Origin of the sequence: Indibacter alkaliphilus LW1, assembly GCF_000295935.2 — a bacterium.
GTDB lineage: Bacteria > Bacteroidota > Bacteroidia > Cytophagales > Cyclobacteriaceae > Indibacter > Indibacter alkaliphilus.
In genome coordinates this window covers 165,751-191,404 of sequence record NZ_ALWO02000023.1, presented here as the reverse complement: position 1 = coordinate 191,404, position 25,654 = coordinate 165,751, and the positions used below count along the sequence as shown (strand labels likewise).

The 25,654-nt window shown below is 39.6% G+C and carries 24 protein-coding genes; 19 read left to right on the top strand and 5 right to left on the bottom strand.

Translation table 11 applies throughout. From position 1 onward, the window contains the following. Nucleotides 1–176: 176 nt before the first annotated feature. Nucleotides 177–371, bottom strand: coding sequence for a hypothetical protein (locus A33Q_RS22120; protein ID WP_009032418.1), 195 nt, complete (start codon nucleotides 369–371; stop codon nucleotides 177–179). A gap of 177 nt (nucleotides 372–548) precedes the next feature. Here A33Q_RS22120 and A33Q_RS05010 point away from each other — a divergent pair, with 177 nt between their 5' ends. From A33Q_RS05010 to A33Q_RS04990, 5 genes are all read left to right on the top strand, one after another. Continuing rightward, nucleotides 549–1,382: a fumarylacetoacetate hydrolase family protein gene (locus tag A33Q_RS05010; protein ID WP_009032417.1), complete on the top strand. Its 834-nt coding sequence runs from the start codon at nucleotides 549–551 to the stop codon at nucleotides 1,380–1,382. A gap of 73 nt (nucleotides 1,383–1,455) precedes the next feature. Next, complete coding sequence (locus A33Q_RS05005) at nucleotides 1,456–2,919, top strand: aldehyde dehydrogenase (NADP(+)) (protein WP_323749293.1); 1,464 nt, start codon at nucleotides 1,456–1,458, stop codon at nucleotides 2,917–2,919. Between the two features lie 80 nt (nucleotides 2,920–2,999). After that, nucleotides 3,000–4,109 carry an alpha/beta hydrolase gene (locus A33Q_RS05000; protein ID WP_016254702.1) on the top strand — a complete coding sequence of 370 codons (1,110 nt, stop codon included), beginning with the start codon at nucleotides 3,000–3,002 and terminating at the stop codon, nucleotides 4,107–4,109. Nucleotides 4,110–4,220: 111 nt separating this feature from the next. Continuing rightward, nucleotides 4,221–6,152 carry an SMP-30/gluconolactonase/LRE family protein gene (locus A33Q_RS04995; protein ID WP_009032414.1) on the top strand — a complete coding sequence of 644 codons (1,932 nt, stop codon included), beginning with the start codon at nucleotides 4,221–4,223 and terminating at the stop codon, nucleotides 6,150–6,152. 109 nt (nucleotides 6,153–6,261) lie between these two features. Further along, on the top strand, nucleotides 6,262–7,155 hold the full coding sequence (locus tag A33Q_RS04990; protein WP_160169336.1) for a ThuA domain-containing protein: 894 nt from the start codon (nucleotides 6,262–6,264) through the stop codon (nucleotides 7,153–7,155). Between the two features lie 110 nt (nucleotides 7,156–7,265). On the opposite strand, the gene A33Q_RS04985 is transcribed toward A33Q_RS04990, so the two are convergent. The 4 genes from A33Q_RS04985 to A33Q_RS04970 form a co-directional block, all read right to left on the bottom strand. Beyond that, the gene (locus tag A33Q_RS04985; protein WP_009032412.1) at nucleotides 7,266–8,438 is read right to left on the bottom strand and encodes an alpha/beta hydrolase-fold protein; all 1,173 of its coding nucleotides are present in this window, start codon (nucleotides 8,436–8,438) and stop codon (nucleotides 7,266–7,268) included. 44 nt (nucleotides 8,439–8,482) lie between these two features. Next, on the bottom strand, nucleotides 8,483–9,697 hold the full coding sequence (locus A33Q_RS04980; protein ID WP_009032411.1) for a cupin domain-containing protein: 1,215 nt from the start codon (nucleotides 9,695–9,697) through the stop codon (nucleotides 8,483–8,485). A gap of 76 nt (nucleotides 9,698–9,773) precedes the next feature. After that, nucleotides 9,774–12,041 (bottom strand): outer membrane protein assembly factor BamB family protein, encoded by a 2,268-nt coding sequence (locus A33Q_RS04975; protein ID WP_016254698.1) that lies wholly within the window; start codon nucleotides 12,039–12,041, stop codon nucleotides 9,774–9,776. Nucleotides 12,042–12,224: 183 nt separating this feature from the next. Then, entirely contained in the window at nucleotides 12,225–12,521 is a 297-nt protein-coding gene (locus A33Q_RS04970) for a hypothetical protein (RefSeq protein ID WP_009032409.1), read from the bottom strand. Between the two features lie 326 nt (nucleotides 12,522–12,847). Here A33Q_RS04970 and A33Q_RS22115 point away from each other — a divergent pair, with 326 nt between their 5' ends. The 14 genes from A33Q_RS22115 (at nucleotide 12,848) to A33Q_RS04915 (ending at nucleotide 25,646) form a co-directional block, all read left to right on the top strand. Further along, on the top strand, nucleotides 12,848–12,991 hold the full coding sequence (locus A33Q_RS22115; RefSeq protein WP_016254697.1) for a hypothetical protein: 144 nt from the start codon (nucleotides 12,848–12,850) through the stop codon (nucleotides 12,989–12,991). A 9-nt stretch (nucleotides 12,992–13,000) separates the two neighbouring features. Next, nucleotides 13,001–13,117 carry a TraB/GumN family protein gene (locus tag A33Q_RS22570; RefSeq protein ID WP_016254696.1) on the top strand — a complete coding sequence of 39 codons (117 nt, stop codon included), beginning with the start codon at nucleotides 13,001–13,003 and terminating at the stop codon, nucleotides 13,115–13,117. Between the two features lie 100 nt (nucleotides 13,118–13,217). Next, nucleotides 13,218–14,090 (top strand): ABC transporter ATP-binding protein, encoded by an 873-nt coding sequence (locus A33Q_RS04960; protein ID WP_009032408.1) that lies wholly within the window; start codon nucleotides 13,218–13,220, stop codon nucleotides 14,088–14,090. A gap of 64 nt (nucleotides 14,091–14,154) precedes the next feature. Next, nucleotides 14,155–17,688, top strand: coding sequence for a M1 family aminopeptidase (locus A33Q_RS04955; protein ID WP_009032407.1), 3,534 nt, complete (start codon nucleotides 14,155–14,157; stop codon nucleotides 17,686–17,688). Between the two features lie 52 nt (nucleotides 17,689–17,740). Next, nucleotides 17,741–20,203, top strand: a complete 2,463-nt coding sequence (locus A33Q_RS04950) for a DUF5686 family protein (RefSeq protein WP_009032406.1) — start codon at nucleotides 17,741–17,743, stop codon at nucleotides 20,201–20,203. A gap of 139 nt (nucleotides 20,204–20,342) precedes the next feature. Beyond that, a complete protein-coding gene (locus tag A33Q_RS04945) occupies nucleotides 20,343–20,858 on the top strand; it encodes a hypothetical protein (protein WP_009032405.1) in 516 nt (171 codons plus the stop codon). A gap of 150 nt (nucleotides 20,859–21,008) precedes the next feature. Further along, the gene (locus A33Q_RS04940; protein WP_160169335.1) at nucleotides 21,009–22,070 is read left to right on the top strand and encodes a sensor histidine kinase; all 1,062 of its coding nucleotides are present in this window, start codon (nucleotides 21,009–21,011) and stop codon (nucleotides 22,068–22,070) included. Then, complete coding sequence (locus tag A33Q_RS04935; protein WP_152527377.1) at nucleotides 22,027–23,154, top strand: sensor histidine kinase; 1,128 nt, start codon at nucleotides 22,027–22,029, stop codon at nucleotides 23,152–23,154. Before A33Q_RS04940 ends, A33Q_RS04935 begins: the two co-directional genes overlap by 44 nt. Then, nucleotides 23,151–23,873 (top strand): LytR/AlgR family response regulator transcription factor, encoded by a 723-nt coding sequence (locus A33Q_RS04930; protein WP_009032402.1) that lies wholly within the window; start codon nucleotides 23,151–23,153, stop codon nucleotides 23,871–23,873. The genes A33Q_RS04935 and A33Q_RS04930 overlap by 4 nt, the downstream gene beginning before the upstream one ends. Nucleotides 23,874–24,040: 167 nt before the next feature. After that, a complete protein-coding gene (locus tag A33Q_RS04925) occupies nucleotides 24,041–24,232 on the top strand; it encodes a type II toxin-antitoxin system VapB family antitoxin (RefSeq protein WP_009032401.1) in 192 nt (63 codons plus the stop codon). A gap of 1 nt (nucleotide 24,233) precedes the next feature. After that, nucleotides 24,234–24,620 carry a PIN domain-containing protein gene (locus A33Q_RS04920; protein ID WP_009032400.1) on the top strand — a complete coding sequence of 129 codons (387 nt, stop codon included), beginning with the start codon at nucleotides 24,234–24,236 and terminating at the stop codon, nucleotides 24,618–24,620. Between the two features lie 131 nt (nucleotides 24,621–24,751). Next, complete coding sequence (locus tag A33Q_RS22110) at nucleotides 24,752–24,895, top strand: hypothetical protein (protein WP_160169334.1); 144 nt, start codon at nucleotides 24,752–24,754, stop codon at nucleotides 24,893–24,895. A gap of 2 nt (nucleotides 24,896–24,897) precedes the next feature. After that, the gene (locus tag A33Q_RS22105) at nucleotides 24,898–25,071 is read left to right on the top strand and encodes a hypothetical protein (RefSeq protein WP_009032399.1); all 174 of its coding nucleotides are present in this window, start codon (nucleotides 24,898–24,900) and stop codon (nucleotides 25,069–25,071) included. Then, a complete protein-coding gene (locus tag A33Q_RS04915; protein WP_009032398.1) occupies nucleotides 25,068–25,646 on the top strand; it encodes a YdeI/OmpD-associated family protein in 579 nt (192 codons plus the stop codon). The genes A33Q_RS22105 and A33Q_RS04915 overlap by 4 nt, the downstream gene beginning before the upstream one ends. Nucleotides 25,647–25,654 lie beyond the last annotated feature (8 nt).

Here is a 25,654-nt window from a genome sequence, read left to right as displayed (position 1 = left end):
TAATTAAGTCATTGACTTTTAATAGGTATTATTGATTCACCATGAAACTAAATATCATTGGACCCAAAATCAGACTGACACTGTTTCTTGGTTTCATAAACTAGTTTTTACAAATACTTAAATGTCTATATTGGATTTACCCATTCTATATTCAACAAACATGGATCTCTTGAATTTTAACTGAGACTTTCCCAAATAAATGCCCATTTAATTAATGAACAAAATCGCTCCCAATCGTCCTCCATATACAACTGCTTCACAGTCCATCCGATCCAGAACACCCCTTTGAATATTGTCTGCATCCCAGCTGTTTCAATTTCTTTCAAAGTAAATTTCTGATGCCAATATGTAAGGAAATTACAGTTGGCCATAACTTTTAAGAATCTATAGTATTCTAGGTTGTTCCTCCAAAGCTTTGTACTTTCATAAAGTGTGAATATTACACTTTTTTTAAAAAAAAGCCACTTTTATTCCCGAAAAAAATTAAGTTTATGATTTGATTTCCAAAATAAAACAAAAGCCAAACCTATTAACCTGTTTATTTATCCATGAAACTTTACAAAATCGCAAAAGGAATTATAATCGAATTCAATGAGAAATATTATTTCAAAAGCAGCCTAGATTGGGACAATTTTGTAAATAAGGACAATCTCTATCAACAAATTAAAGCAGAAATCCCACAGCTTAATGAAATTGAATTCGGGGAAGAAATTCTAACTCCAATTGGTACACAAGAAATTTGGGCCTCAGGGGTTACATATATGAGAAGCAGGGAGGCAAGGATGGAAGAATCCAAAGATAGTGGAGCGGCAGTCTTTTATTCTCATGTATATGAGGCCGAGCGCCCAGAACTATTTTTCAAATCCAGCTATTTCAGAGCTTCCGGTCCTGACGAACCTGTTTATATAAGAAAAGACTCCCAGTGGAACGTTCCTGAGCCTGAGCTGACTCTTTTTGCAAGCACTTCAGGTAAAATCGTAGGTTACACCATAGGTAACGACATGAGCAGCAGAGACATTGAAGGAGAAAACCCCCTTTATCTTCCACAGGCAAAGTGTTATGAAAGAGCTGCAGCAATAGGCCCATGTCTTTATGTACCGGAATCCCCCATAGCCCCAGATACAACCATCACAATGACGATCATTCGAAAGGAGAAAGAGGTTTTTCAGGGGCAAATATCGATCAATCAAATGAAAAGAAAGCATACCGAATTAATAGAATTCCTATTTAGAGAAATGCACTTCCCAAATGGAGTTTACTTAATGACAGGAACTTGCTTGGTCCCTGATGACACTTTCAGCTTACAAGTTGATGATCAGGTTAAAATCAAAATCCCTGAAATCGGAGAGTTGACTAATACCGTAGCTATGATGCGCAAATAAATCTGGCATTATCTGTTATTACAACACTTAATAAAGTGTATCAATCAAAATATAAATATATTACTTCTTTAAAATTGAATACACCATGAAAAATACTTTTGACGCTATTTTTGAACAGGCTCAAGATGCTTTTTTAAGCTATAAACACCTATCGGGAAAGAAAAAAGCTGGATTCTTAAATGAGATTGCCAATGGTCTGGAAAGAATCAAAACCAAGTTGATCCCATTGGCATCTTCGGAATCAAACCTTCCTGAAGGAAGAATTACAGGTGAACTTGGACGTACTGTAGGTCAGATCAGGCTTTTCGAGAAACTTATTGAAGAGGGTAGCTGGGTGGAAGCCACCATAGACGATGGCAATCCTAAAAGAACTCCTGCACCAAAACCTGATATTAGAAGGATGCTATTCCCTTTAGGTCCTGTAGTTGTATTTGGGGCAAGTAATTTTCCCTTAGCATTTTCTACAGCAGGAGGAGATACAATTTCAGCCTTGGCAGCTGGATGTCCAGTAATTTACAAAGCACATCCCGCCCATCCCAAAACATCTAAATTAGTCGCAGAGGTTATCAAAGAGGCTTTATCTGTATCAAGTTTGCCTGAAGGAATTTTCATACATGTTGAAGGTGGAATTCCGGAAGGTCAGGAATTGGTAAAGCATCCAACTGCCAAAGCTGTTGCCTTTACAGGTTCTTACTATGGAGGAATGGCCCTCTTTGAACTGGCATCTCAAAGGGAGGAGCCTATACCTGTATATGCTGAGATGGGCTCAGTCAATCCAGTTTTTGCTTTCAAAAATAAGCTTGAAATAGAATTGGACAACCTTGCCAGATCCTATGCCGCTTCATTGACTTTGGGAGCAGGTCAGTTCTGCACAAATCCAGGACTTATTTTTATACCTGAAACTTATGCAAAACAATTTTCCCAAGCTGTTCAATCAGAATTGAATGAGGTTGTTGAAGCCCCAATGTTACATGAAGGAATTGCTAAAAGCTATTATGCTGCTTTGGATCAATTCCAGCAAAGACAGGAATTAGATTGGATTAAAGTCTCAGAGAAAAAAGATTTGATAAATAGTCAACCAGCCATGGCCAAAATCAAGGCCAAAGACTGGCTAAAGGACAAAAAATTCCAAGAAGAGGTCTTTGGGCCATTTGCTTTAATGGTCGTCTACAATGATGAGCATGAGCTTTTCCAAATAGCAAAAAAACTCCATGGCCAATTAACAATTTCGATTTGGGCAGAAGAAAAAGAACTTCAGGACAAACTTAACCTGATCAGTCTTCTGGAAGAAAAATGCGGGAGATTGCTTTTTAAAGGTGTGCCAACAGGTGTAGAAGTAGGCCACGCGATGCATCACGGAGGGCCATTCCCTTCTACCACAGACAGCAGGAGTACCTCCGTAGGGTCATACGCAATCAAACGGTTTGCCAGACCTATTTCTTTCCAGGACATGCCCCAGAGTCTGATCCCGGAAGCTTTGGCTGACTCCAATCCTCTGGGAATTTGGAGGATGGTGAACGGGGAGATTAAAAAATGAAATCCTGATAAATAATGATTTGGAGAATTTGAAATTAGCAAGAAATAAATCTATCCTTTAAACCTATACCTAAGATAACCATGAAAAAGCACCTTGTTTTTACCCTTTTTTTTTTCTCGGCCGCATACCTGTGTTATGCCCAATCCGGGGAAGTTATTGAGGACTTTAGACCTTCAAGTCTCAATCAACCTGGCAAAGAGTATCCTCAAGTCAATTCACAGGGATATGCCAGATTTCGCATAGAAGCTCCTGAAGCCCAAAATGTCAAAGTCAGCCTGGGATTGGGCGGAAGAGGAGGCACTACCCTTTCCAAAACTGAAGATGGGTTTTGGGAGGGGACTACAGAAGGGCCTTTGGATGAAGGTTTCCATTACTATAATATCACTGTGGATGGAGGAAAGTTTAATGACCCGGGAGCGTTGAATTTCTTTGGCTCCACCCGATGGGAAAGCGGTATTGAAATTCCAGCACATGACAAAGAATTTTATGCCCTGAAAGATGTGCCCCATGGCCATGTCCACCAGATCCTGTTTCCTTCCAAATCTACGGATACTTCCAGAAGGGCCTTCGTCTATACCCCTCCAGGGTACCATAATGAGTTGGACAAATCTTACCCTGTGCTTTACCTGCAACATGGTTGGGGTGAAGATGAAACGGCCTGGACTAATCAGGGTCATGCAAATCTCATCATGGATAATTTAATCGCAGAGGGTAAAATCAATCCCTTCATCATTGTGATGACATATGGAATGACCAATGAAACAAAATTCGGTGGCTTGAGGGATTTTGACATCACCCCTTTCCAGACTGTTTTAGTGGATGAGCTAATTCCCTATATAGATTCAAATTTCAGAACCAAAGCCAACCAGGAATCCCGGGCAATGGCAGGTTTGTCCATGGGTGGTTTTGAAACAAAATTGATTACCCTGAATAAACCTGAAGTCTTTTCACACTATGCGCTATTTAGCGGAGGAATTTATGAACCTGAGGAGCTGAAAGATCATGATAACCTAAAACTGGTGTTTATCAGCTGTGGGAGTTCTGAGAGTCCTGATAGAGTAAAAGAATCGGTACAAAAACTTCAGGAGGCCAACTTCAATGCAGTTTCATATATCTCGGAAAACACTGCTCATGAGTTTCATACCTGGAGAAGAAGCCTTTATCAACTTGCGCCTTTACTCTTCCAATAGTTTTGTAAATGATTAATCAGCGGTAGAAAGGCTCTATGACAACCGATAGCGTCTAGCAGTTTCCAAAATATCTGATATTATTCCCTAATCCTAATTCTACAACCTTCGATTATGAAACCCTATCAAAAAACAGTCTTTTCGGTACTCGTTTCCTGTACATTGATTTGCTTTTCGAAATGTACCCCTTCTTCCAATCACTGGCATCAAAAAAATGAAGCATTGATAGAAAAGTATGGATTGGAAAAAAGAACAATTGAAAATAACCTTGGCGCTGATACGCATTCCAGTTTGGAAGCAGGATCAGTTGTCAACCTGAAAAGCCTTGATAACCATCAGCTACAACAGGGTGTTCAGGCGAAGGTTTTTTGGGGAACCGGGGCAATGGTAGTGCTTCTTGAATTGGAGCCTCTGGCTGAAATTCCTGATGAAGTGGTTTCAACTGAAAAATTTGTTTTTCTATTGGAAGGAGATGTAGAATTCCTGGCTGATGGAGAAGTACATACCATGCAGGCATTGGAAAGGGAAGCGCCGACTGGAATACATGGGGGTACGCCTAGGGTTGACTTTATTTATCTCGAGAAAGACAGTAAACAGGCAATTCAGGCTGGCTCCAAGGGGGCTAAAATACTGGAAGTCTACAGCCCACAGAGGGCCGACTATATCAAACTGTCCGGAAAGGAGTTCAAAGGCGGTTCTGCAAATCCTGTAAATGCTCAAGCCGAGCCGAATATCAGACCAAACAAAGTGTACGATCTTTATTCTATCCAATTGACCAAGCTGGCCTCTGGAGCATTTTCCAGATTGATTTCAGGAAAAAATGTCCTGTTAAGTTTTATCTACCTTGATCCGGATTCAGAATTTGAAAACCATATTCATCCCGAAGAGCAAATTCAAATTGCCCTTCGGGGTTCAGCTACTGAATTGCTTTTGGACGAAGAGCACTTCATGGAGGAAAACGATCTTGTCCGGATTCCCGGCAATTTTGTTCACGGAGTTTCAGCCGGAGAAAGGGGCTTTGATGGATTGGATGTTTTTTGGCCCTCCAGGGCTGATTACCTGACAATGGAAAAAGAACAAAAAGGATTGTTTGAATCTATTATTCCAGAAGGGTCAGAACCAACTTTGGTTATTGACGGTAAATCCACCCAACCGGAATTGTTTTTCACCGAGGGACCAAAATGGATGAATGGTAAACTTTACTTTTCAAACATGTTTTTTGATGAGGATTTCAATGCTGACCCAAAAAAAAGTTCTATCGTAGAAATGGATGAAGACGGTAACTACAGAAATATTACCGAGGGGAAAATGCAGGCAAATGGACTTTACCCCTATAAAAACAGCAATCTGATTGTTTGTGATATGATGGGACATCGTGTGGTGGAAATGACCACTTCCGGTCAGGTGGTCAAGGTCTTGGCTGATTCCTATGATGGAAAGCCTCTTGATGGACCAAATGACATTGTTACTGACAGTAAGGGAGGCTTTTATTTTACAGACCCCCAATTCACTATGGAGGAAGAGAAATTCCAACCTGGCCGGGCTGTATATTATGTGAACCCTGAGGGAGATATTTCCCGTGTTACCGAACCGAATGGATTTGCCATGCCCAACGGCATAGTGCTCTCTGTTGATGGAAAAACCCTTTACATCAATAATACCTACGACAAAGAATCCTGGTATCCTGTCCAGAGTGAAAAGGACAATTACATATGGGCCTATGATGTAAACGAGGATGGTAGCATTCAAAATGGACGCCAATTTGCAAAAGTTTTATTGGTAGGAGATGTTTTGGAAAGAAAAGGCAGGTCTTCAGGAGCAGATGGGATGGCCATAGATACAGAAGGTAACCTATACGTAGCCACTTATTACGGAGTACAAATATTCAATTCAGCTGGGCAATATATAGGGATGGTCAATCTGCCCACATTTCCGATCAGCCTTAGCTTTGGAGGTGAAGACATGCAAACACTTTATATAGTCAGCTTCAGCAATGTTTATAAAATCAAGACAAACAAGAGCGGATACATCAACTACGCCGAATAAACATGAAAATATCTTAAAACCCAATGAGATTTTCTAATTCTGATACTTTCACTTTACACCCCCTATGAAAAAGCTCTTGTTGATTACTGGAATCTTAATTGGGTCTTACATGGGGAACCTAGTTGTCCAGGACACAAATAAAATTCCCGTCCTCATCGTAGATGGCTTCAGCAATCACGATTGGAAACAGACAACTAAAGTCACCAAATGGATTTTGGAAGAGACTGGAATGTTCCTGGTAGATGTGTCAACGATCCCAACAGACAGTGTACAAAGATTGGCCTGGCGTGCTGATTTTGATAAATATGCAGTTGTTATCCAGAGCAGCAACAATATCTGGGATCCTAAACTCAAATGGTCACCGGAAGCGGAAAAGGATCTGGAAGACTACGTTGAAAATGGAGGTGGATTGTTTATTCTCCACTCTGCCAACAATGCATTTTCCCATTGGCCTGCTTACAACCAAATGATCGGAATGGGCTGGAGAAACAAATCCTATGGCTACTCTTTGGAAATAAGCAATGATGGCGAAATCATCCGTCATGCCCCCGGAGAGGGTGAAGACACAGGGCATGGTGACAGATTTGATGCGCTGATCCAGATCATTAACCGTCATCCGATCAACAGGGATTATCCCAATCAATGGAAGACTGCCAACACAGAAGTCTATTATTTTCCACGGGGACCGGCAGAAAACCTTACTGTATTGTCCTATGCCTATGACAGTACCGGAACCCAAAGGAAATGGCCCATGGAATGGGTTGTCAATTATGGAAAGGGCAGGGTGTACAACTCTAGTATGGGCCATCTTTGGAAAGATGAGATCTATCCTCCGGCATTCCGGTGTATTGGCTTTCAGACTACCATCATCCGGGTTACGGAATGGCTGGCAACGGGAGAAACCACCTACCCACTACCTGGAAATTTTCCCACTAAGGATAATGTAAGTCTTAGAAATGATCGTGCGTTTCTGAATCAAGAAAATAACATTCCTTTTCAATAATCAATGAAATGACTTTTGTCCACAGAGGGCTTTAAAATTCAAATTTATGGATGAGTTCTTGACGGAAGAACACTTGATAAATTGAAGATGACCCAATCAAAAATCCAATATCAATCCTTAAAAATCTTCTGGGCAAAATCATGCAGGGATTTCCTCCAGACCTGCCATTCATGGTCACCGGGAAAAGAAGCAAACTCCACCTTCACCCCTTTGGTTCGAAAGGTGTCGATCAGTTTTTTTGTGGCTGCAATTCTCATGTCCTGCTCTCCCACTGAAATGTAAAAAACCTTCAGGCCAGCATTGAATGTCTGTGATTCTGAAAGAATTCCCGGAATGATGGTTTCAGGATCAAAATCAGCCTCAGCTTCCCTTATCCCTCCAAACAATCCTGTACTGAATATTCCAACATAGTCAAATTGGTCCCTATTTCGAAGACCGGTGTAGAAAGCCTGTCCCCCACCCATCGACAATCCTGCCAATGCCCTGTTTTCCTGATTTGGTTTTGCCCTGTAATTGCGTTCCACAAAGGGGACAATGTTTTCAAAAAGTTCCTCTTTGAATGCATCCATGGCTTCATCTGTATATCCTATGGCATTCATTCCCGGTTTGGTGACATTGCCATTAGGAATAGCAACTATCATCGGCTTTGCTTTTCCTTCTGCAATCAGGTTGTCAAGGATAATGTTGGTTTTTCCCTGTTCCGCCCACCCCCTTTCATCTTCTCCTCCCCCATGTTGGATATACAATACCGGATAGTGGACACTTTGATCCTGATCATATCCTGGAGGTGTATAGATGTTGATTTTCCTCCAGGAACCTGTGGTTTTCGAGAAATAATTCACCGATCTGAGCTCTCCATGCGGAATATCCTTCAGTTCATAAAAGTCAATACCTGCTTCATGAATTTCTATTGCACTTGCCATCCTTCCCATACCATAGAAAGTTTCACTCGCAGGGTCAGCAACCTTTAATCCTTCAATGACCAATGAATAATAATGGAATCCCGGATCCAATGGACCTGTTCTGACTTCCCAAATGCCCTGTTGATTTTTATGCATGTCATACATTTTTCCGGCGATATCTATTTGCATTTTTCCGGCATTGGGTGCATTGACCTTGAACAAAACGGTCAAATCTTCAAAAATACAGGGGCAATCATTGGGATTGATATTGCTTGGAGCCGGAATTGATCCTTCAGCAACCTGGGCAACCGAATCTTGGACCCATTGGAATGAAGCCAATGTGAAAACCACATATATAAAGCTAAGTTTTGTTAAGCGCATGTCAGAAAGTTTGGGTTTTATGTTAAAGATTTTTTTCGAGGTCTTTAATGCCTGTTATCATCTCCCACCACATCATATCCTTTCCATTTATACCCTTTGGAAAGAGCAGTAGCTGCTGGCCATGCAATATCATGTTGCTTACTGGCAACCCATTTTCTTCGGTTGGCTTCCGTATCAAAAACGATCATAATCTGATAATTGTAAGAAGTCTGCTCTGCTTCAATCTCCTTAGAAGTTTCCTCTGGATATATTTTCAAAAGTTTTGAGCTAAGATATCCTTCCTGGACAGTCATTGCGGGCACATAGATAGAATGATACATATCCTCAAAAGCTTTTGCGTGTTGGCTTTCCACTTCAAATTCCATTTGTAGTTCCATGGCAGCAGGTACATTTGGGTTTTTACCCAGGGCTGAAGCTTTGTTTTTAGAGGGATTGATCCCGATGACCATCAACTCTAAATCTTCATTACCCTCATTTGAGAACAACAGTGTCTCACCAATCCTCCCATGAAAAGCATCGTGCATTTTAATTACTCCTGAATCACTACCTATTTGCACGCTTCCAGTTCCTTTGGTGACATAGTAGACTTCCTCAATACCGTCCAATTTTCTACTGATGGATTTTTTACCGGGCTGTATGACAACATGGTCTACATGATTCCAGTCAGTAGCAAAGATTTGAGGACCAAAAATCCTTCGGTACAGGACTCCTTCTCCATCGAAAGTTGAAGGACTCCCTCTGAGCTTGTCCTTTTCCAATCTGCCGTTTACAAAGGTAGGCACATCATCTTTAGCGGCTCCCACACGGGTATCACCTAAATCAAATGCATCAGTTTTACCCTTTTCTCTGCTTACTGCAAAATTAAGCCAGGTAAGGTTTTTATCTGTTGCATTGTAGATGGCATGGGAATCCCCCATTTTACATGGCACTACAGCGGGTGCTTTAATCGTACTGGTTCTCCCATTTACTGTAAACTCTGCTTCACCATCCAAAATGACAAACATTTCTTCAATTGAATGATGGAAATGATGTCCTATTCCTGATTTGGCATGAATAGTTCCTGCATGCAAATAGAGGAAGTTTGAAAACAAATCGTCCCTTCCTATCAACTGGGTAAAACCCATTGTGCCGGCTCCTTCATGAACTGCTGTAAGGTCTCTATAAGTTGTCGATTCGTTTGAGATAATTCTGTCTTTCAGGGATTGAGCTGATAGATGCGTAGAAATTAATAGTAAAATGAGACAAATTGCATTTTTCATAGGGTAGGTTGTTTTAGGTTTAACAAGGTGTAATGGTTATCATTATTAATTTGTCAATAGAACATAATCAGACCATTTATCTTAATCCATTGGGGGCAGGCTGCTTTTTGGGAAGTGAATAAACTACATATCCTCTAGGCATAGCATCTGGCTTCTTAGAATGGTTATAACTGTCTTTGGTAAAATTAGAGGTTGCATTGATCACCAAATACTGATTGCCGTCCAATGTGTACATGCTGGGTTGGGCATTTATTTCATGACTAGTCGTTTCTTCCCACAAAACATCTCCATTTTCTGCATCTAAGGCATACAGCTTACCTCCTTTTGCTGTGGTGAACACCACTCCAGTGGAGGTCACAATCATTCCCTTTCTCAATACTCCCCCTGGAGCACCCAAACTTTGGTCTCCCTTAGCATATAGGGAGTCCTGACCAACCGGTCTTCTCCATTTGATGATACCCTGGTTCAGATCATATGCCAGGATCGATGACCAGGGTGGGGCTGCTAAGCCAGGCCAATCCAGACCATAATCCGTTGTGTACCGGACATCGGGATGAACTACATCTTCAGGATAATCCGCCATGGGTAAACTATGGTTTTCATCCGGTAAAATTTTCACCCCACCAGAAGCTACTACTGGCCCCTCTACTTCCTTAGTCTCAAGATTTCTCCTAAAGTTAAACGTTCTGGGGTTCCCTCCAAGGTATCGGTACAATGCCTTTAAGGTTTCCTCATCCACGTGAACAAAACCGGGCATTTGTCCCTTTCCATTCAGCACTGTATTGCTAAATTCATCATAAAAAAGATGTTCACCAATATTCTGTAATGGTGGTCCAACACCTCCTTCCATTTCTGCTCCGTGGCAGGTTTGGCAGGATGCCTTATAAAGTGTTTTTACTCGGTTGATTTGCCCAACTGACATGTCCAGTTTGGGTGGTTCTACTTTATTCAGTTTGTAAATGGATGCATGTTCTTGGGTCAGAATGTACATGATGCCCTTTTCAGGATCTGCGGCAGTATTTCCATAGTTTGAGCCCCCGAGTGCTCCTGGCATCATGACAGTTTCATACTTGTCAGATGGTGGGATGTACAAACCTGATTTTGCTTCACTTAAACGTGTATTCCATACCTCTTTTATGCTATCCGGAAAATATGGATTCAGGGTCTCAAGACTTACTTCACTCCTCGTAAACTTTGGAAGAGAAGATATAGGCTGAGTTGGCCAAGCTTCCTCTCCTGGCATTTCGCTGGGAGGAAATGGTTTCTCTTCAATCGGAAAAACAGGCTCTCCTGTAACCCTGTCAAAAACAAAAACAAAACCGTGTTTTGTGGCAATAGCTATCGCCTCAATCCTTTTCCCATTTCGATTTAATGTAAGCAATTGCGGAGCTGGGGATAAATCATAATCCCAAAGGTCATGATGAACTGTCTGATAATGCCATAATCTTTTACCCGTCCTGGCATCCAATGCAACCAGTGAGTTTCCAAATAGGTTACTTCCGATCCGATCAGCGCCATAATAATCATAGGTTGGTGATCCCAATGGCAGAAATGCGATTCCCTTTTCACTATCAACTGTTATTTCGCTCCAGACATTTACACCTCCTACATATTTATAAGCGTCTTTGGGCCAAGTTTCATAGCCGAACTCCCCTGGATAAGGTATGGTATGAAAAATCCATTCCATTTCACCTGTAATGACATTATATGCACGAACATGTCCTGGAGGGGAAAAATAATTCTCACCTGTTGCTGATCCAATGATTAGCAAATCATCATACAAAACTCCGGGCATCATGGGTTGTATCCTCCGTATTGATGAAGGAGGCCTGTCAAGGCCGGCTCTAAGGTCCACATAGCCATCATTCCCGAAACTAACAATGGATTGCCCAGTCATGGCATCAATTGCCTGGATGGTATTGTTTATTGTGAAAATCAAACGTCTATCGCTCTTATCCTCATTTTCCCAATAGTTAATTCCCCGTCTGGTTAATCCATTTAGGTTGGAGTGAATCCAAACTTCCTGACCATTTTTCACATTTAATGCAATCAAAGAATTGTTTTTCCCCATGACATACATTAGAGTGTCTACTATGATAGGACTAAAAAAATAAGGCGTATTATCTTCTGTAGGGTAGATCCATGAAACTTCCAACCTATTTACATTTTCTGGGGTGATCTGCTCTGCATTAAAATATTTCGACTGTTCTGGGCTTCCTCCATAATGCGTCCAATTAGAAAGAGACCTTTTTTGAGAACTTTGCTCACAGGAAAACAGAATCGAAAGGCAAATTGAATAAAATAAAAAAGGGAAAAATTTGAATTTGATTTTTTGAGGGTTCATTATCAATCATGGTTAAAGTTTAACTCCAATTTTCAATCATCCTATAAGCATGCTGGTTTTGCAATACTTGCGACTTAGCTACAATAAAAGATAAAACTAAAGAGTATTTTGAATTTATAAATCTATGACTAACAGACCATTTAGCAAAAGTAATTACATGAATAATCTACCGTTTATAAATTTTTAGTGTTTTTTTGACACTAATTGAAAAATCTTACAAAACTTCGAACTTGTACTTTCAGCGCAAATCAAGCTTGTATTAATTGCCAGTAAGCATATGTTCCTAAAAAAATGATCGCCTTCCTTTTTTTCATCTCCAAAGGCTTCAAAATCATCTGTAAACTGGGGTGTAATAGTAAAAAATGCATTACAGCTATTGAAGATGACCAGGACATACTCTTTATCAGAGTCTTGACTTGGTTTTATCTGCTCCCCATCCAGCTTACGGAGAACAAACTCAAGGTTTTCTGAAGTAATCATAATGAGTCTTGAATTCAGAGAAAATCTTACGTCTTTTTATTTATTCACAAAGTTTAATTTAAACGGTTTTTTTACTTAACCTTTGATCTCAATTTTGGAGAGTATTATACTTATTCACATTTTTCTTCACCTATCTTTCAATATCTTCATTGGTGTAGTCTATTCTAATTTTGAAAGAAGCGTTTTTCATATTTGCTTAGTGGTAAAAGATAACATCATTAAAACGCAATCAAGATTCTTCATTTTACTATTCACGATATCCTTTTTGGGTATCTCCTGAAGAAATAAAGCTTGAAGAAATTGTCAAGTCCATTACTGAAAAAAATATGACGGAGGAATTCCTTGAATTAATGGATGCTTACACCAGCCAGAATATTGACAGGATGTATGGGCTTGGAAAGGACTCTCCTCTATTTCAAGAGTATGCCGACCTTTTATTGGCTGAAAGAAACAAGAGTTGGATAGTTTAGATAGAAGAATTGATCAATCGAGCCTCAACATTTGTAGCTGTGGGTGCTGCACATCTTCCGACCGAAACAGGTGTCATTCAATTGCTCAAAGATCAGGGCTATAAGGTAGAACCAATTATTTTCTAAGTCTACTAGCATTTTAATTAACTAAATCAACTATTTTACAGTGAGCAATCAAACTTGATCTAAGTTGCTCCACATTTCCATTAACCAAAAACTTCAATCTATGAAACTTGAAATTCTCAACCTTAACAAACAATATGCAAATGGAGTGCACGCCCTGAAGGATGTAAGCCTCACCATTGGAAAAGGAATGTTTGGACTACTTGGTCCCAATGGTGCCGGAAAATCTTCTTTGATGCGAACACTGGCAACCTTACAAGAAGCCGATAGTGGTGAGGTCAGGTTGGGGGAAATAGATGTTCTCAAAGAGAAAGATAAGGTTAGGGGGATTTTAGGCTATCTTCCCCAGGAATTTGGGGTATATCCAAGGAGTTCAGCGGTGGAGCTATTAGATCATCTAGCTTTACTCAAAGGAGTCACAGTAAGTAAGGAGAGAAAAGAGTTGGTAGCGTACCTTTTACAAAAAGTTAATTTATATGAACATAGGAAAAAAGCTGTTAAATCCTATTCCGGCGGTATGCGTCAACGCTTTGGCATTGCACAATGCCTGATTGGAAATCCAAAGTTGATTATTGTGGATGAACCTACGGCAGGTTTGGATCCAGGGGAACGAAACCGCTTTTACAACCTGCTCAGTGAAATCGGTGAAGAAGCCATTTTGATCCTTTCTACCCATATTGTACAGGATGTTAGGGAGCTGTGTACCCAAATGGCCATTATGAACCAAGGTGAAATGCTCTATAATGGAACAGTGGATGATGCACTTGACCTGATCCAGGGGAAAGTTTATGAAAAAAGTGTAGAAAAGAATAGCCTGCCGGATTACAGAGAAAAGCATGATGTGATCAGTGACAAGTTAGTAGGTGGCAAACCGTTGATACATGTTTTTGCCCAGCAAGCACCCGAGGAAGGTTTTACTCCAGCTGATGCCAATCTGGAAGATGTATTTTTTGCTAAGATCAACCAATTGATTTAATCCTAAACTCCTGATTATGTTCGTTTTCCTAAAAAAAGAAATTAAGACTTGGCTAAAAAGCCCCATGCTCTGGATATTTTTTCTGATCATTGGTCTTTTGGTATTTGGAGCTGTCAGCAGTGATGAAATACAGATCGGTGGAGCTACAACAAGTGTCAAGAAGAATGCCCCATCTGTGATACAGCAATACTATGGGGTGATGTCCCTGATTGCATTATTAATGACAACAGCATTTATGAATGCTACTGCCAATAGAGATATTGACTCAGGCTTTTCAGGTATTTTATTTTCATACCCTATCAAAAAATCATCCTATTTCTTCGGGAAGTTTTTAGGTGCTTATTTGATCGCCCTGATTCCTTTGTTGGGCATCAGTGCTGGTGCATTGATTGGGCCTTTGATGCCATGGGCAGATCCTAATCGTTTCGGCCCTTTGTACTGGGAAGGCCATATCCAGGGAATGTTGACTTTTGGTATTCCCAATACTTTCATTATTGGCGTTCTTACTTTTGCTTTAGCAATTACTTTCAGAAACAATATGGTTTCTTATATCGGAGCCATGGGGCTTCTTGTATTGTATGCTGTATCTGGAAGGTTTATTGCCGATATAGAAAAAGAATGGCTCGCAAATCTACTTGACCCATTCGGCTTTTCTCCTTTGAATCTGGCTACCAAATATGCTACTGTAGAAGAATTGAATACCACAGCAGCGGGATTGCAGGGAGATTTCTTGTGGAACAGACTTTTTTGGATGGGAATTGCCACACTTTTTCTTCTGGTGCTTTACAGTAGGTTTTCCTTTCAACAGAAAAAGGAAAAAGCCAAGAAGAAAAAGAATGTTGATCAACCAGAATTGCAAAATCCTATCTCTCTTAGGATGCCAGCTATCCAACAAAAACCTGCCACAACATTTTCTTTGAGGGTGTTTTTAAAGTTGACGGCCTTTGAACTGAAAGCCATTGTCAAAAACCAGACTTTTATTATCATTTTGATCATTGGAATCATCAATTTAGTCACCTCCCTGACACTATTTACAGGAAGGTATGGGAGCAGTAATTATCCTTTAACCTATGATGTAGTTGAAAGCATTCAAGGAGCCTTTTCATTATTTCTGATAGGTATTGTTATTTTCTATTCTGGTGTATTGGTCTGGCGGGACAGGGATGTCAAGCTGGATGAAATCAAAGATGCAACCCCGACTGCCACCGGGCTTTTCCTTTCTTCCAAGATCACTGCACTCCTTCTTAGTGTGCAACTGATCCTTGTCATTACGATATTGATTGGTGTGATTGCCCAGGCTTCCTATAGCTACTTCAATTTTGAGCTTGGAGTATATTTCAGATCACTTTTGGTCAACGAGTTTCTGTTCTTTACTTATTTGACCATATTGGCTGTTTTCTTCCACTATCTGATCAATAACCGATATATCGCCTATTTTGCTTTTGTGGTATTTATCATTGCCATAGACTTTGTTTGGCAGGCGTTGGAAGTAGAAACCTTGATGGTTAGTTATGGATCAGTACCGAGAGGAACTTACTCTGACCTAAATGGTTTTGGCCCTTGGCAAACTGCTACTTTCTGGTTTCAACTCTACTGGGCAGCATTTGCCATGATATTAATTTATGTCAGTTACCTTTTTCTTTCCAGGGGAAAATCATTAGACCAGAATAGCAGGTTAAAAGAAGCTACCAGCAGATTGAAAAGTAGCAAAATTCTGATTACCTCTATTTTAGTCATATTCGTTTTGGTCGGTCTCAATGTATATTACAATACACTGGTCTTAAATGACTATGAATCAAGTGATCAGGTAGAAAGGAAACAGGTGGATTATGAAAATACTTACAAGATCTATGAAGGTATTCCGCAACCCAAATGGATCAGTATGAATTACCAAATTGAGCTTTATCCATCTGAGAGGGATTTGGAATTTGAGGTCAAAGGTATCCTGGAGAATAAATCTGCTGTGCCTATCACAGAACTGCATTTTTCCATTTCAGACACCAAGAACCCTTTGAACTTAATCATTGAGGGGGCAGAAATCAAAGAAAATGATATGGAATTGGGCTATAGAATTTATGAGCTTTCTAACCCAATGCTTCCCGGTGATCAACTCGAGGTTCTCATAAAAGGAGAAAAGCGTACAAAAGGCTTTGAAAACAGGGTCTCAAATACCAGAATTGTAGAGAATGGCAGCTTCTTTTATTCCATGGAAATGGTTCCTGATATCGGATACCAGCCTGATAATGAATTAAGGGATAGAAATAAGCGAAGAAAAAAAGACCTACCCGAAAGAAAACGTATGCCTTCTTTGGATGAAAACAACCTAGAGGCTAGAAATTACCATTATATCACCAACAGCAGTGATTGGATTGAGGTGAAGTCGATAATTGGTACTGAGGCTGGTCAGATTGCCATAAGTCCAGGCAAGCTTGTCAGGGAATGGGAAGAAAATGGGAGAAGGTATTTTGAGTATCAGCAAGAAGCTCCATCCGTTCATTTCACTTCTTTCCTTTCGGCAGATTACCAAGTCGAACGTCAGCAATGGCAGGATGTAGATATCGAAGTATATTACACCAAGGGTCATGAATACAACATTCCGAACTTTGCCAATGCTATGAAAAAATCTTTGGACTATTATACAAAGCATTTTGGACCATATCACCACAGTCAGCTGAGGATTGTTGAATTTCCTAGGTATGCAGGTTTTGCCCAATCATTTCCTGGAACCATGCCATACAGCGAAAGACTGGGATTTATCACAGACCTCAGGAATGTCACAGAGGACGATATTGATCTGGTATTTTATGTGACTGCGCATGAAACTGCCCATCAGTATTGGGCGCATCAGGTGATTGCTGCCAAGATGCGTGGGGCGGAATTATTGATGGAGGCCATTACGCAGTATTCAGCCCTGATGGTCATGGAACAGGAATATGGCAGAGATAAAATGCGGAAATTCCTCAGATATGAAATGGATGGCTATCTAAGAGGCCGCGGAAGTGAGTATGAAGCAGAACGACCATTGGCTGAAACTGAGCAGCAGGGCTATATTCACTATGAAAAAGGTTCTGTGGCCATGTACTACCTGAAAGAAATGATAGGAGAAGATCAGGTCAATGCGGCATTGAAAAATCTGATAGCTGAGTTTGGTTATCAAGGAGCCCCCTACCCCACTTCCATGGATGCCGTCAGGGCATTTCGGGCCAATACACCTGACAGTCTACAATATGTCATCGATGATTTGTTCCTGAATATCACACTATTTTCCAACCGGGTAGTTGAAGCTAACATAACCCAAGAAGGAGAAGAATATATAGTTGAATTTACCACAGAATCTAAAAAGTTCAGATCAGATTCATTGGGTAAAGAAAGTGCTGTTCCCATTGCAGACTATATTGATGTAGGTGTATTTGGTTATACAGATAATAAAAAACTTTTGGGTGAGCCTTTGATTTACGAAAGATTAAAAATCAATCAGGAAGAAAACAGCTTTACATTCCGTACCAAATCCAAACCCCAAGTAGTAGGCATAGACCCCTATAATTACTTAATAGACAGAGTACCAGGTGACAATATCAAGAAGGTCAACCTTAATTAAATTGTTGAACATCCTAAAGGGAAATGATTCCTAAATCAGGAAAATAAATCGTATGGTGCTCAAACCAAATCCTTCCTGTACATATATAAGACTGCCCATTTTTCTGGCAGTCTTTTTTCAAGCCTTTTTTGGATTACTTTCTCCAATTTTGGCTCAGGAGAGAACAGATTTTGCCAAAGGAAGGGTTTTGAATTCTGAAACCAAAGAGCCTGTACCATTTGCCCATGTATATTTCAAAGGTTTTGAAAATCAAGGCACTGTAACTGATATCAGAGGTGAATTCAAGTTAATTCCAAATTCAGAAACTGACAGCCTGGTCATTTCCCATGTAGGGTTTAAAATCCAGCTGCTTCCAATCAGCTCCATTGATGCATCAGGCAGTATATACCTTTTTCCCAAGCAAATTGAAATGGCTGAAATGATATTTCTTGCCGGGGAAAATCCTGCTTTGAATATCATCAGATCCGCAATAGACAATAGAAAAATAAATGACCCTGAAAATCTCAATGCCTATCAATACAACGCTTATAATAAACTGGTTTTTACATTAAAAGAAGCTGAAATAGGCGATACCCTTTCAGTAAAAATTGATTCTGCACTTAAAGGTGGTCATATTTTTATCTCCGAAAGTTTTTCTGAAATCACTTTTAAAAAGCCCGGTAACCGAAACGAAACCATAAAATCATCTAAAATGTCAGGTATTAAAAGCCCTGTCATCGCCCTGGTTTCCAGTACTTTTCAGCCTTTTTCATTGTATGAAGACCATATCATAGTTTTTGACATCCCCTATCTTAATCCTTTATCTAAAGAGGGGTTGAGAAAATATGACTACTTTTTGGAAGACAGCATCCAGAATGACTCTGGAACTTCCTTCATTATAAGTTTCCAAGCTCAAAAAGGCAAAGGGTATTTGCTTGGCCAGGGAATTATGGCCGTGTCTTCCAATTTGTTTGCCCTGGAAAATATGGTATTCAAGTCTTTGGAAAATGGAGGAACCCTCCAATTTGAGCTTCAGCAGAAAAATAAATGGGATGGAAAACATTGGTTTCCTGAGCAGGTAAATAGCAAGTATTTGATGGCAGATTTTGACATTGAAGGACGCCCGCTCAAGCTGATCAATCAACATTTCATTTCTGGTGTTAGGATAAATCATGATTTGAAAACCCGAACAATCAGCCCTGTTGCGATGATCTTTGATATTCAAAACGAGGAGTTCCCAATGGAGGATTATAGGCGGGACAGTCTTTCAGAGGCTGAATCTCTTACCTACAAACGCTTCGAAGAATTGGATGATAAAACCCTTGAACGCCTAAAAACTTTTTCCCAAGTGATGACTCAATTAAGCTTAGGTAGAATACCGCTTGGCCCTGTGGATTTGCTGCCCAACAGATTATTCAGACTCAATCAGCATGAAGGTTTTGCGCTGGGACTGGGGATTTCCTCGAATCAAAAGCTTTCGGATTGGTTTCGGACTGAAGGTTATTTTCGATATGGATTTAGAGACCGGGCATGGAAATATGGAGGAGGGATTGAGACATTGTTTTTAAACAGAAAGGATAGTCGGTTGATGTTCTATTATAGCCATGACATTGTTGAAATCGGTCATGTACCTTTCATCAAATCAAACAGCTTTAGCAGGTCCAGTGATATATTCCGTGAATTTCTAGCCGAAAGAATGGATCAGGTAGAACGTTTTTCAGTTTCTTTTTCCCAAATACCACTTCGCAATGTGAAGGTATCCATCGCGAGCAGTCTTGAAGATAGGGTTCCACTATGGGTCGATCATTCAGCTTTTACAGAAGAGGGTAACCTTACCTCTTTAAGGGCAGCAGAAGTTGGACTGAATATTAGATACAATGCCAATGAAAAACTCTCCAAAATAGGTTCAGGTTTTCTTCCCGGCCCTCCTTCTTACCCAATCTTCAATTTGCATTTTTCCAAAGCAATTCCTGAAATATTGGGCAGCAATGTTGATTTCTGGAAAATAGCGCTGAAAGTGCAGCATGAATGGAAGAAAGGGGTTTCTTTGAACCGGTTTCTTCTCTCCGGAATGGGAGCTTGGGGGGAATTATTACCTCCTTCTTATTTGAATACAGGATTCGGAATACGACCTCAAGCACAGGAAATATCTATCTCTTTGCCAGGCTATCTACAGACCATGCGGATCTATGAATTTTTATCAGACAGAGCCATTCAGTCCACATATTCACACTTAACAGGGCCATTGCTTGACCACAAAGCAGGCTGGGTAGGTTTTGCTCCTCAATTGAATTTGATTCAAAGCTTTGCAATTGGCAGCCTTCGAGATCCAATTCTGGCAGATAACCTTGGCTTCAAAACCTTGGAGCGGGGCTATTTGGAATCAGGAATTGAGCTTCAAAACCTGGTCAAATACAAATCTGGCTTTGGGTATCAGGGAATTGGTATAGGGGCATTTTACCGCTGGGGAGCATATTCAAACCCAGCTTTTAAGGACAATCTTCTGATCAATTTGTCATTGACCACGGCATTTTAACTCCCCCTTCATTACACATAACCCTTTTTCTGCACTCCTGTATTTAAACCTTCTTATTCCTGTTTCAATTTCAATATTTGACAAAAAAAGAATTCAAAATTCATCTTGAATTATTACTCAATTCAAATAAAACAATGATATGGCCATAACGAGTAATTTGAAATGGAGCAAAGAAAAGGATATTTGGCAACTCTCCAATGGGGAAGAATTATTATTGAGCCTAGGTAAAAAAGTGAAAGGACAGGCACCACTTTTCTTTGAAAATCGGTCCTTCAAAATCTCAGAAAAAGGATCTTGGAATACTACATGGTATATTGAAAATGAAAGGAATGACAAAATACTAGAGATGAAATTTGGCCTTTTGTCTTCCAAGGGTAAAATCAGATTCCAGGACGGTGCCCGATATGAATGCCATTTTAGGAATATGTCAAATCTTCATATCATCATTTATGACTTAAGGTATCAAGAAGACTTAGTTAGTTTTCAGCTAGAAACATATGAAAAAGGGAAGACCCGTCCAAAAATGGTTTTCCACCAAAAAGAAGTTTTTACTGACAAACTCTTTTTTCTTTTGGGTTTGGGCATGTCCCTTTTTCTCCAACATTATCAGGAAGATGCTGATTTCACGACCACCTTTTTACTTTTGACTTCTTAAGGCCAAAGAATATTTAGTATTATTCATGAATTCATACCACTATAAAACCTGTAAAAAAATATTATGATGATATTACTCTAACATAAAGATCAAAATTCTTCGGGAAACAAATCCAACCGAATACTGCTTTACAATTAAAGGTTTATGATCATGAAACAAAGAATTTCCAAAAACCAAATTTACTGGCTTTGTCAAGTTCTGGGTTGGTTTTCATTGGTCTTAGTAGAAACTATCAATTACACTTTTGTCCTTGTTGGAAGTTTCCAATGGGAATATGTCAGTGCTTTTGGTATCCAAGCCCTTTATGGATTATTGGTGACCCATTTTTATAAAAAATTCTTTATCAGAAAATCCACTTTTGAAAGACCAATTAGAGCTATCTGGGTCAAGGGGCTAGCAGATACTTTCAATATCAGTTTGATCATTACTTTAATTATCATTGGACCATCCATCATCCAAAGTTGGTATTTGATGACAGACCAAATCCTTGCTGTCAGCATAGAAATATTAGGCCGGATTCTCAATCAAGGCAGATACATCGTGGTATGGATTATCATTTATTATATGTATAAGATTTTGGAACGCAACCGAAGCATCCTTCAGGAGAAACTTGAAATGGAGAGTTTACTGACTTCTACAGAACTCGAACTGCTCAAGACACAGCTCAACCCCCATTTTCTGTTCAATGCGTTAAATAGCATCAAAGCACTTGTTTTGATAGACGGGCATCTGGCGAAAGATGCCATTATCAAGCTCAGCGAACTGCTTCAATTTTCTCTGAGGTATGAAAAATCACCTCTGATCAAAATGTCCGAGGAGATCTATAAAGTTGAAAAGTACCTTGAACTGGAAAAAATAAGATTCGGAAGCAGGCTCAGCTATGAAATTGAAGTTGCACGAGATGCACAAGGCTTGGAAGTGCCACCGGCTTTGGTTTTGACATTGACCGAAAATGCTATCAAACATGGCATTACCCAATTACCTGATGGAGGTCAAATAAAAATAAAAGTGGAATCACGTGAAAACACCCTTTTGATCCAAGTGATAAATAGTGGCAGGCTTAAAGGCGAGAATCTTAAGGGCATTGGTCTGAAAAATATTAGGGGAAGGTTGGTACACCTGTTTGGAAAAACAGCTAACCTTCATTTACAAAACCATCTAGAAAACAGTGTGCTCACCACCATCTCCTACCCTATACATGCTCAAAGTTGACAATAACCATAGGGACCTTAAAATTCAGACAAAGTGGAATAAAACCAGACTTTATTGGTTGCTGCAATTTATTGGTTGGTTTTCCTTGATGGGGATAGAAATTTTCAATTTTACTTTTTTTATCAATGGAGATTTTCAATCGAGTTACCTGTATTCTTTCGGTATATTTCCCATAATTGGTATCCTTACAACACACGCATACAAAACATTTTTTATTCCCCCTGCTACGTTCTCACAGGGACTCCCTAAAATCTGGAGTAAAGCATTGTTGGATATTGTATTGATTAGCTTGGTTATGGTTTTCATTGCCAGACTATTATCCATTAGAGGTTCAAGTTCTATTTTAAATATGGAATTGGGTCAATTGCTCAGCAGCATGGGACCTCAGTTATTGAATATTGCCAGATATGTGATGGTTTGGATTACCATTTATTACCTCTACCATATTCTTATGCGCAACACTGAGATTTTGGAGGAAACTTTGGTGGCGCAACTTAATGCCCAAACCACTGAGCTAGAACTCCTTAAAACACAGCTCAATCCCTCTTTCTTGTTTCAATCCCTGAGTAGTATTCAGGCCATGGTATTATTGGATAAAGATCAAGCAAGGGACAGTATTCTGAAGATCAGCGAGTTGCTTCGCTATTCCTTAAACTATGAAAAAAATACACTTGTAAGCCTGAGAGAAGAACTAAACGAGCTTCATAAGTACCTCGATTTGGAAAAAATCCGATTAGGGGATCAGCTTTCTTTTACCATTGAATTGAGAGTAGAATTCATGGAACTTAGGGTTCCAACGGGTTCTCTCCTAAATCTGATGGAGAATGCCATACGCTATGGAGTTGAAACCTTGGAAGATGGAGGAGAAATCCGGTTAAGTGGTGAGATCCTTGAAAGGAAAGTAGAGTTACGACTGACTTATGATAAAAATTCCGCCATAAAGAAAATGGCAAATTCTTCTCTGGAGAATTTACAGCTTCGGCTGGAAAAAATTTATGGAGAAGCAGCATCCTTGGTTTTTCAAAACAATCTACAAAATCAAATGAATACAATTTTGAGTATACCTAATCAATCACAACCATGACAATCAAAGCACAAATCATAGATGATGAAACTTTGGCAATCGCCGAGCTGAAAGTTCTGTTGAATGCTTTTCCTCAGATTGAGCTTATTTCCTCAGAAGAAAAAACCAGCGAAGCCCTTGCCAAGGCCAATCAACTCAAACCTGACCTTATTTTTCTGGACATTAATATGCCGGGAATGAATGGTTTTGAGTTCCTGGAGAATCTGGAGGAGGTGCCTGAAGTCATCTTTGTGACAGCTTATGATGAATACGCCATCAAGGCCTTTGAAGTCAATGCGTTGGATTATTTGCTCAAACCTGTCAATCCCGACAGACTTGCCGAAGCCATCAAGCGTTTGGAAAAAAGGATTTCGAAGCAAGAAAAGGCTCCCAAAGATGACCGGCTCACCTTGGACAAAAAAATTTTTATCAAAGACGGTGAAAAATGCTACTTTGTACCTGTAGCCGATATTTTCTTATTGGAAAGTGAGGGCAATTATGTAAAAGTATTTTTTGAGGATAAAAAACCACTTCTTCATAAATCCCTGACCTACATGGAAAACCGCTTACCTGACAATGTGTTTTTCAGGGCCAATAGACAGTACATTTTCAATATGAACTATGTCAAAAAGATAGAGCCCTATTTCAATAGTACACTATTAATAGAAATGAACAATGGACTAAAAATAGACCTGAGTCAAAGGCAAAGTGTGAAGTTCAGGGATATTTCAGGGGTTTAAAATGGTTTAACAAGCCTTATTTATCAATTCCGATTCCATATCCAAAGAGCATGGCTGAAATTAATAAGTAGACAAATAACCAATTCTTCATACTCTTGAGAGAACAGGATCTATCGGAAAATCGTGTATATTAGCATAAATAAATATGATTTAATACATAAAAAACGATGAGAACTACATTAGAAATTCCTGAAAAGCTAATCAAGGAAGCGATGGAGCTTACCGGTGCTAAAACAAAAAGTCAATTAATAAAGGAAGCTTTGGAGGAACAGATTGGACGAATTAAAAGGAAGCGTTTAATCACCCATAAAGGAACAATTGATCTGGATATTGATTTAGACTCGCTTAGAAATAGATAGTATGTCGGGGTATAGGGTTTTGGTGGATAGTTCGGTGTGGATTGATTATTTCAAGTCGGGCAATGTCCCACTCCTTGACCAAATGATCATAGAGGACTTGGTTTGCACCAATGAGCTAATTTTAACAGAATTATCACCTTTTTTGGAACATAAAGGCAAATTTGACATTGTAGAAAACCTTCAAGAATTGGAAACCATTCCTTTAAGCATTGATTGGTCGCTGATAAGAAAATATCAAGTTCTGAACCTTCAAAATGGGGTAAATAAGGTAGGCATTCCTGATTTGATCATCTTGCAACAGGTTATTCAGGAAAAAATTTCACTTTTTACTTTCGATAAACACTTCAAATTAATGCAGGATTATCTAAATTTTGAGTTGATTAATTAAGGATGCTGATATTTTTTAGCTTGTTGGGGGTTTAACAGTTTAAGTTTCGTTTCTTGGTTAGATTTGTAATAGACTCTAATTCAGGACATCAAACTTTCTTTTGTGTTTAATGAATAAAATTGCCCGAAGAATTGAAAGTAGCAGCGGAGCAACAGCCGTTGATTTTTAACACTTCTTTCTTAGCTATTTACGAGCTGCCTGCTTCGGAAATCACAAAAGTGGATTTTATAGATAGGGTATTAGATGTGGATCTGTTACATTTGGATGGACAGTAAGTATGAAATGGATTAATTCAGAAAAGTTCACTTTGGATAAGAAAGAAATATTCAGGTTTTTAAGGGATCTTTCAGAAGATGAAGTTGTCAGTGATGATTTTTTGAACTCTGTTGAAAAAGCCTATGTATTGGCTGAGCCTTTAAGGGAGTTTTTGAAAAAAGCGAATTCCTTATGATCCAAACCGACAATTTCGAAAAAGTAGAAGTAGCTTCACAGGAAGAATTGCGAAGATGGTTAGAACAAAACCATCAACAGAAGGAAAGTGTATGGCTGGTTACTTATAAAAAAATCATTCTAGAAAAATACCTTTCCACCTCTCAGGTTTTAGATGAACTCTTATGTTTTGGTTGGATAGATGGGATCAGAAGGAAGTTGGATGAAGACAGAACCATGCAGCTGATCTCACCAAGAAAAGTCGAACATTGGGCAAAGACCTATAAAGACAGAGCTGCCAAGTTGATTGAAGAAGGTAAAATGCAAGAGGCCGGTTTTCAGTCCATTGAGCTTTCTAAGCAAAATGGGCTTTGGGATTTTATGGAAGATGTGGACAAGTTAATTGTCCCGGTAGACCTACAGGACGCTTTGGACAATAAGCCCGAGGCTACAGAATTTTTCTATGCCATCAATGATTCAAGTAAGCGCTTTGTTTTACGATGGATTAAATTAGCCAAAGCTGAAAAGACGAGAATGGCTAGGATTGATCAGATAGCTGAACTGTCGGCCAAAGGTGAAAAGTTGAAGGGAAGCTGAATGGGATG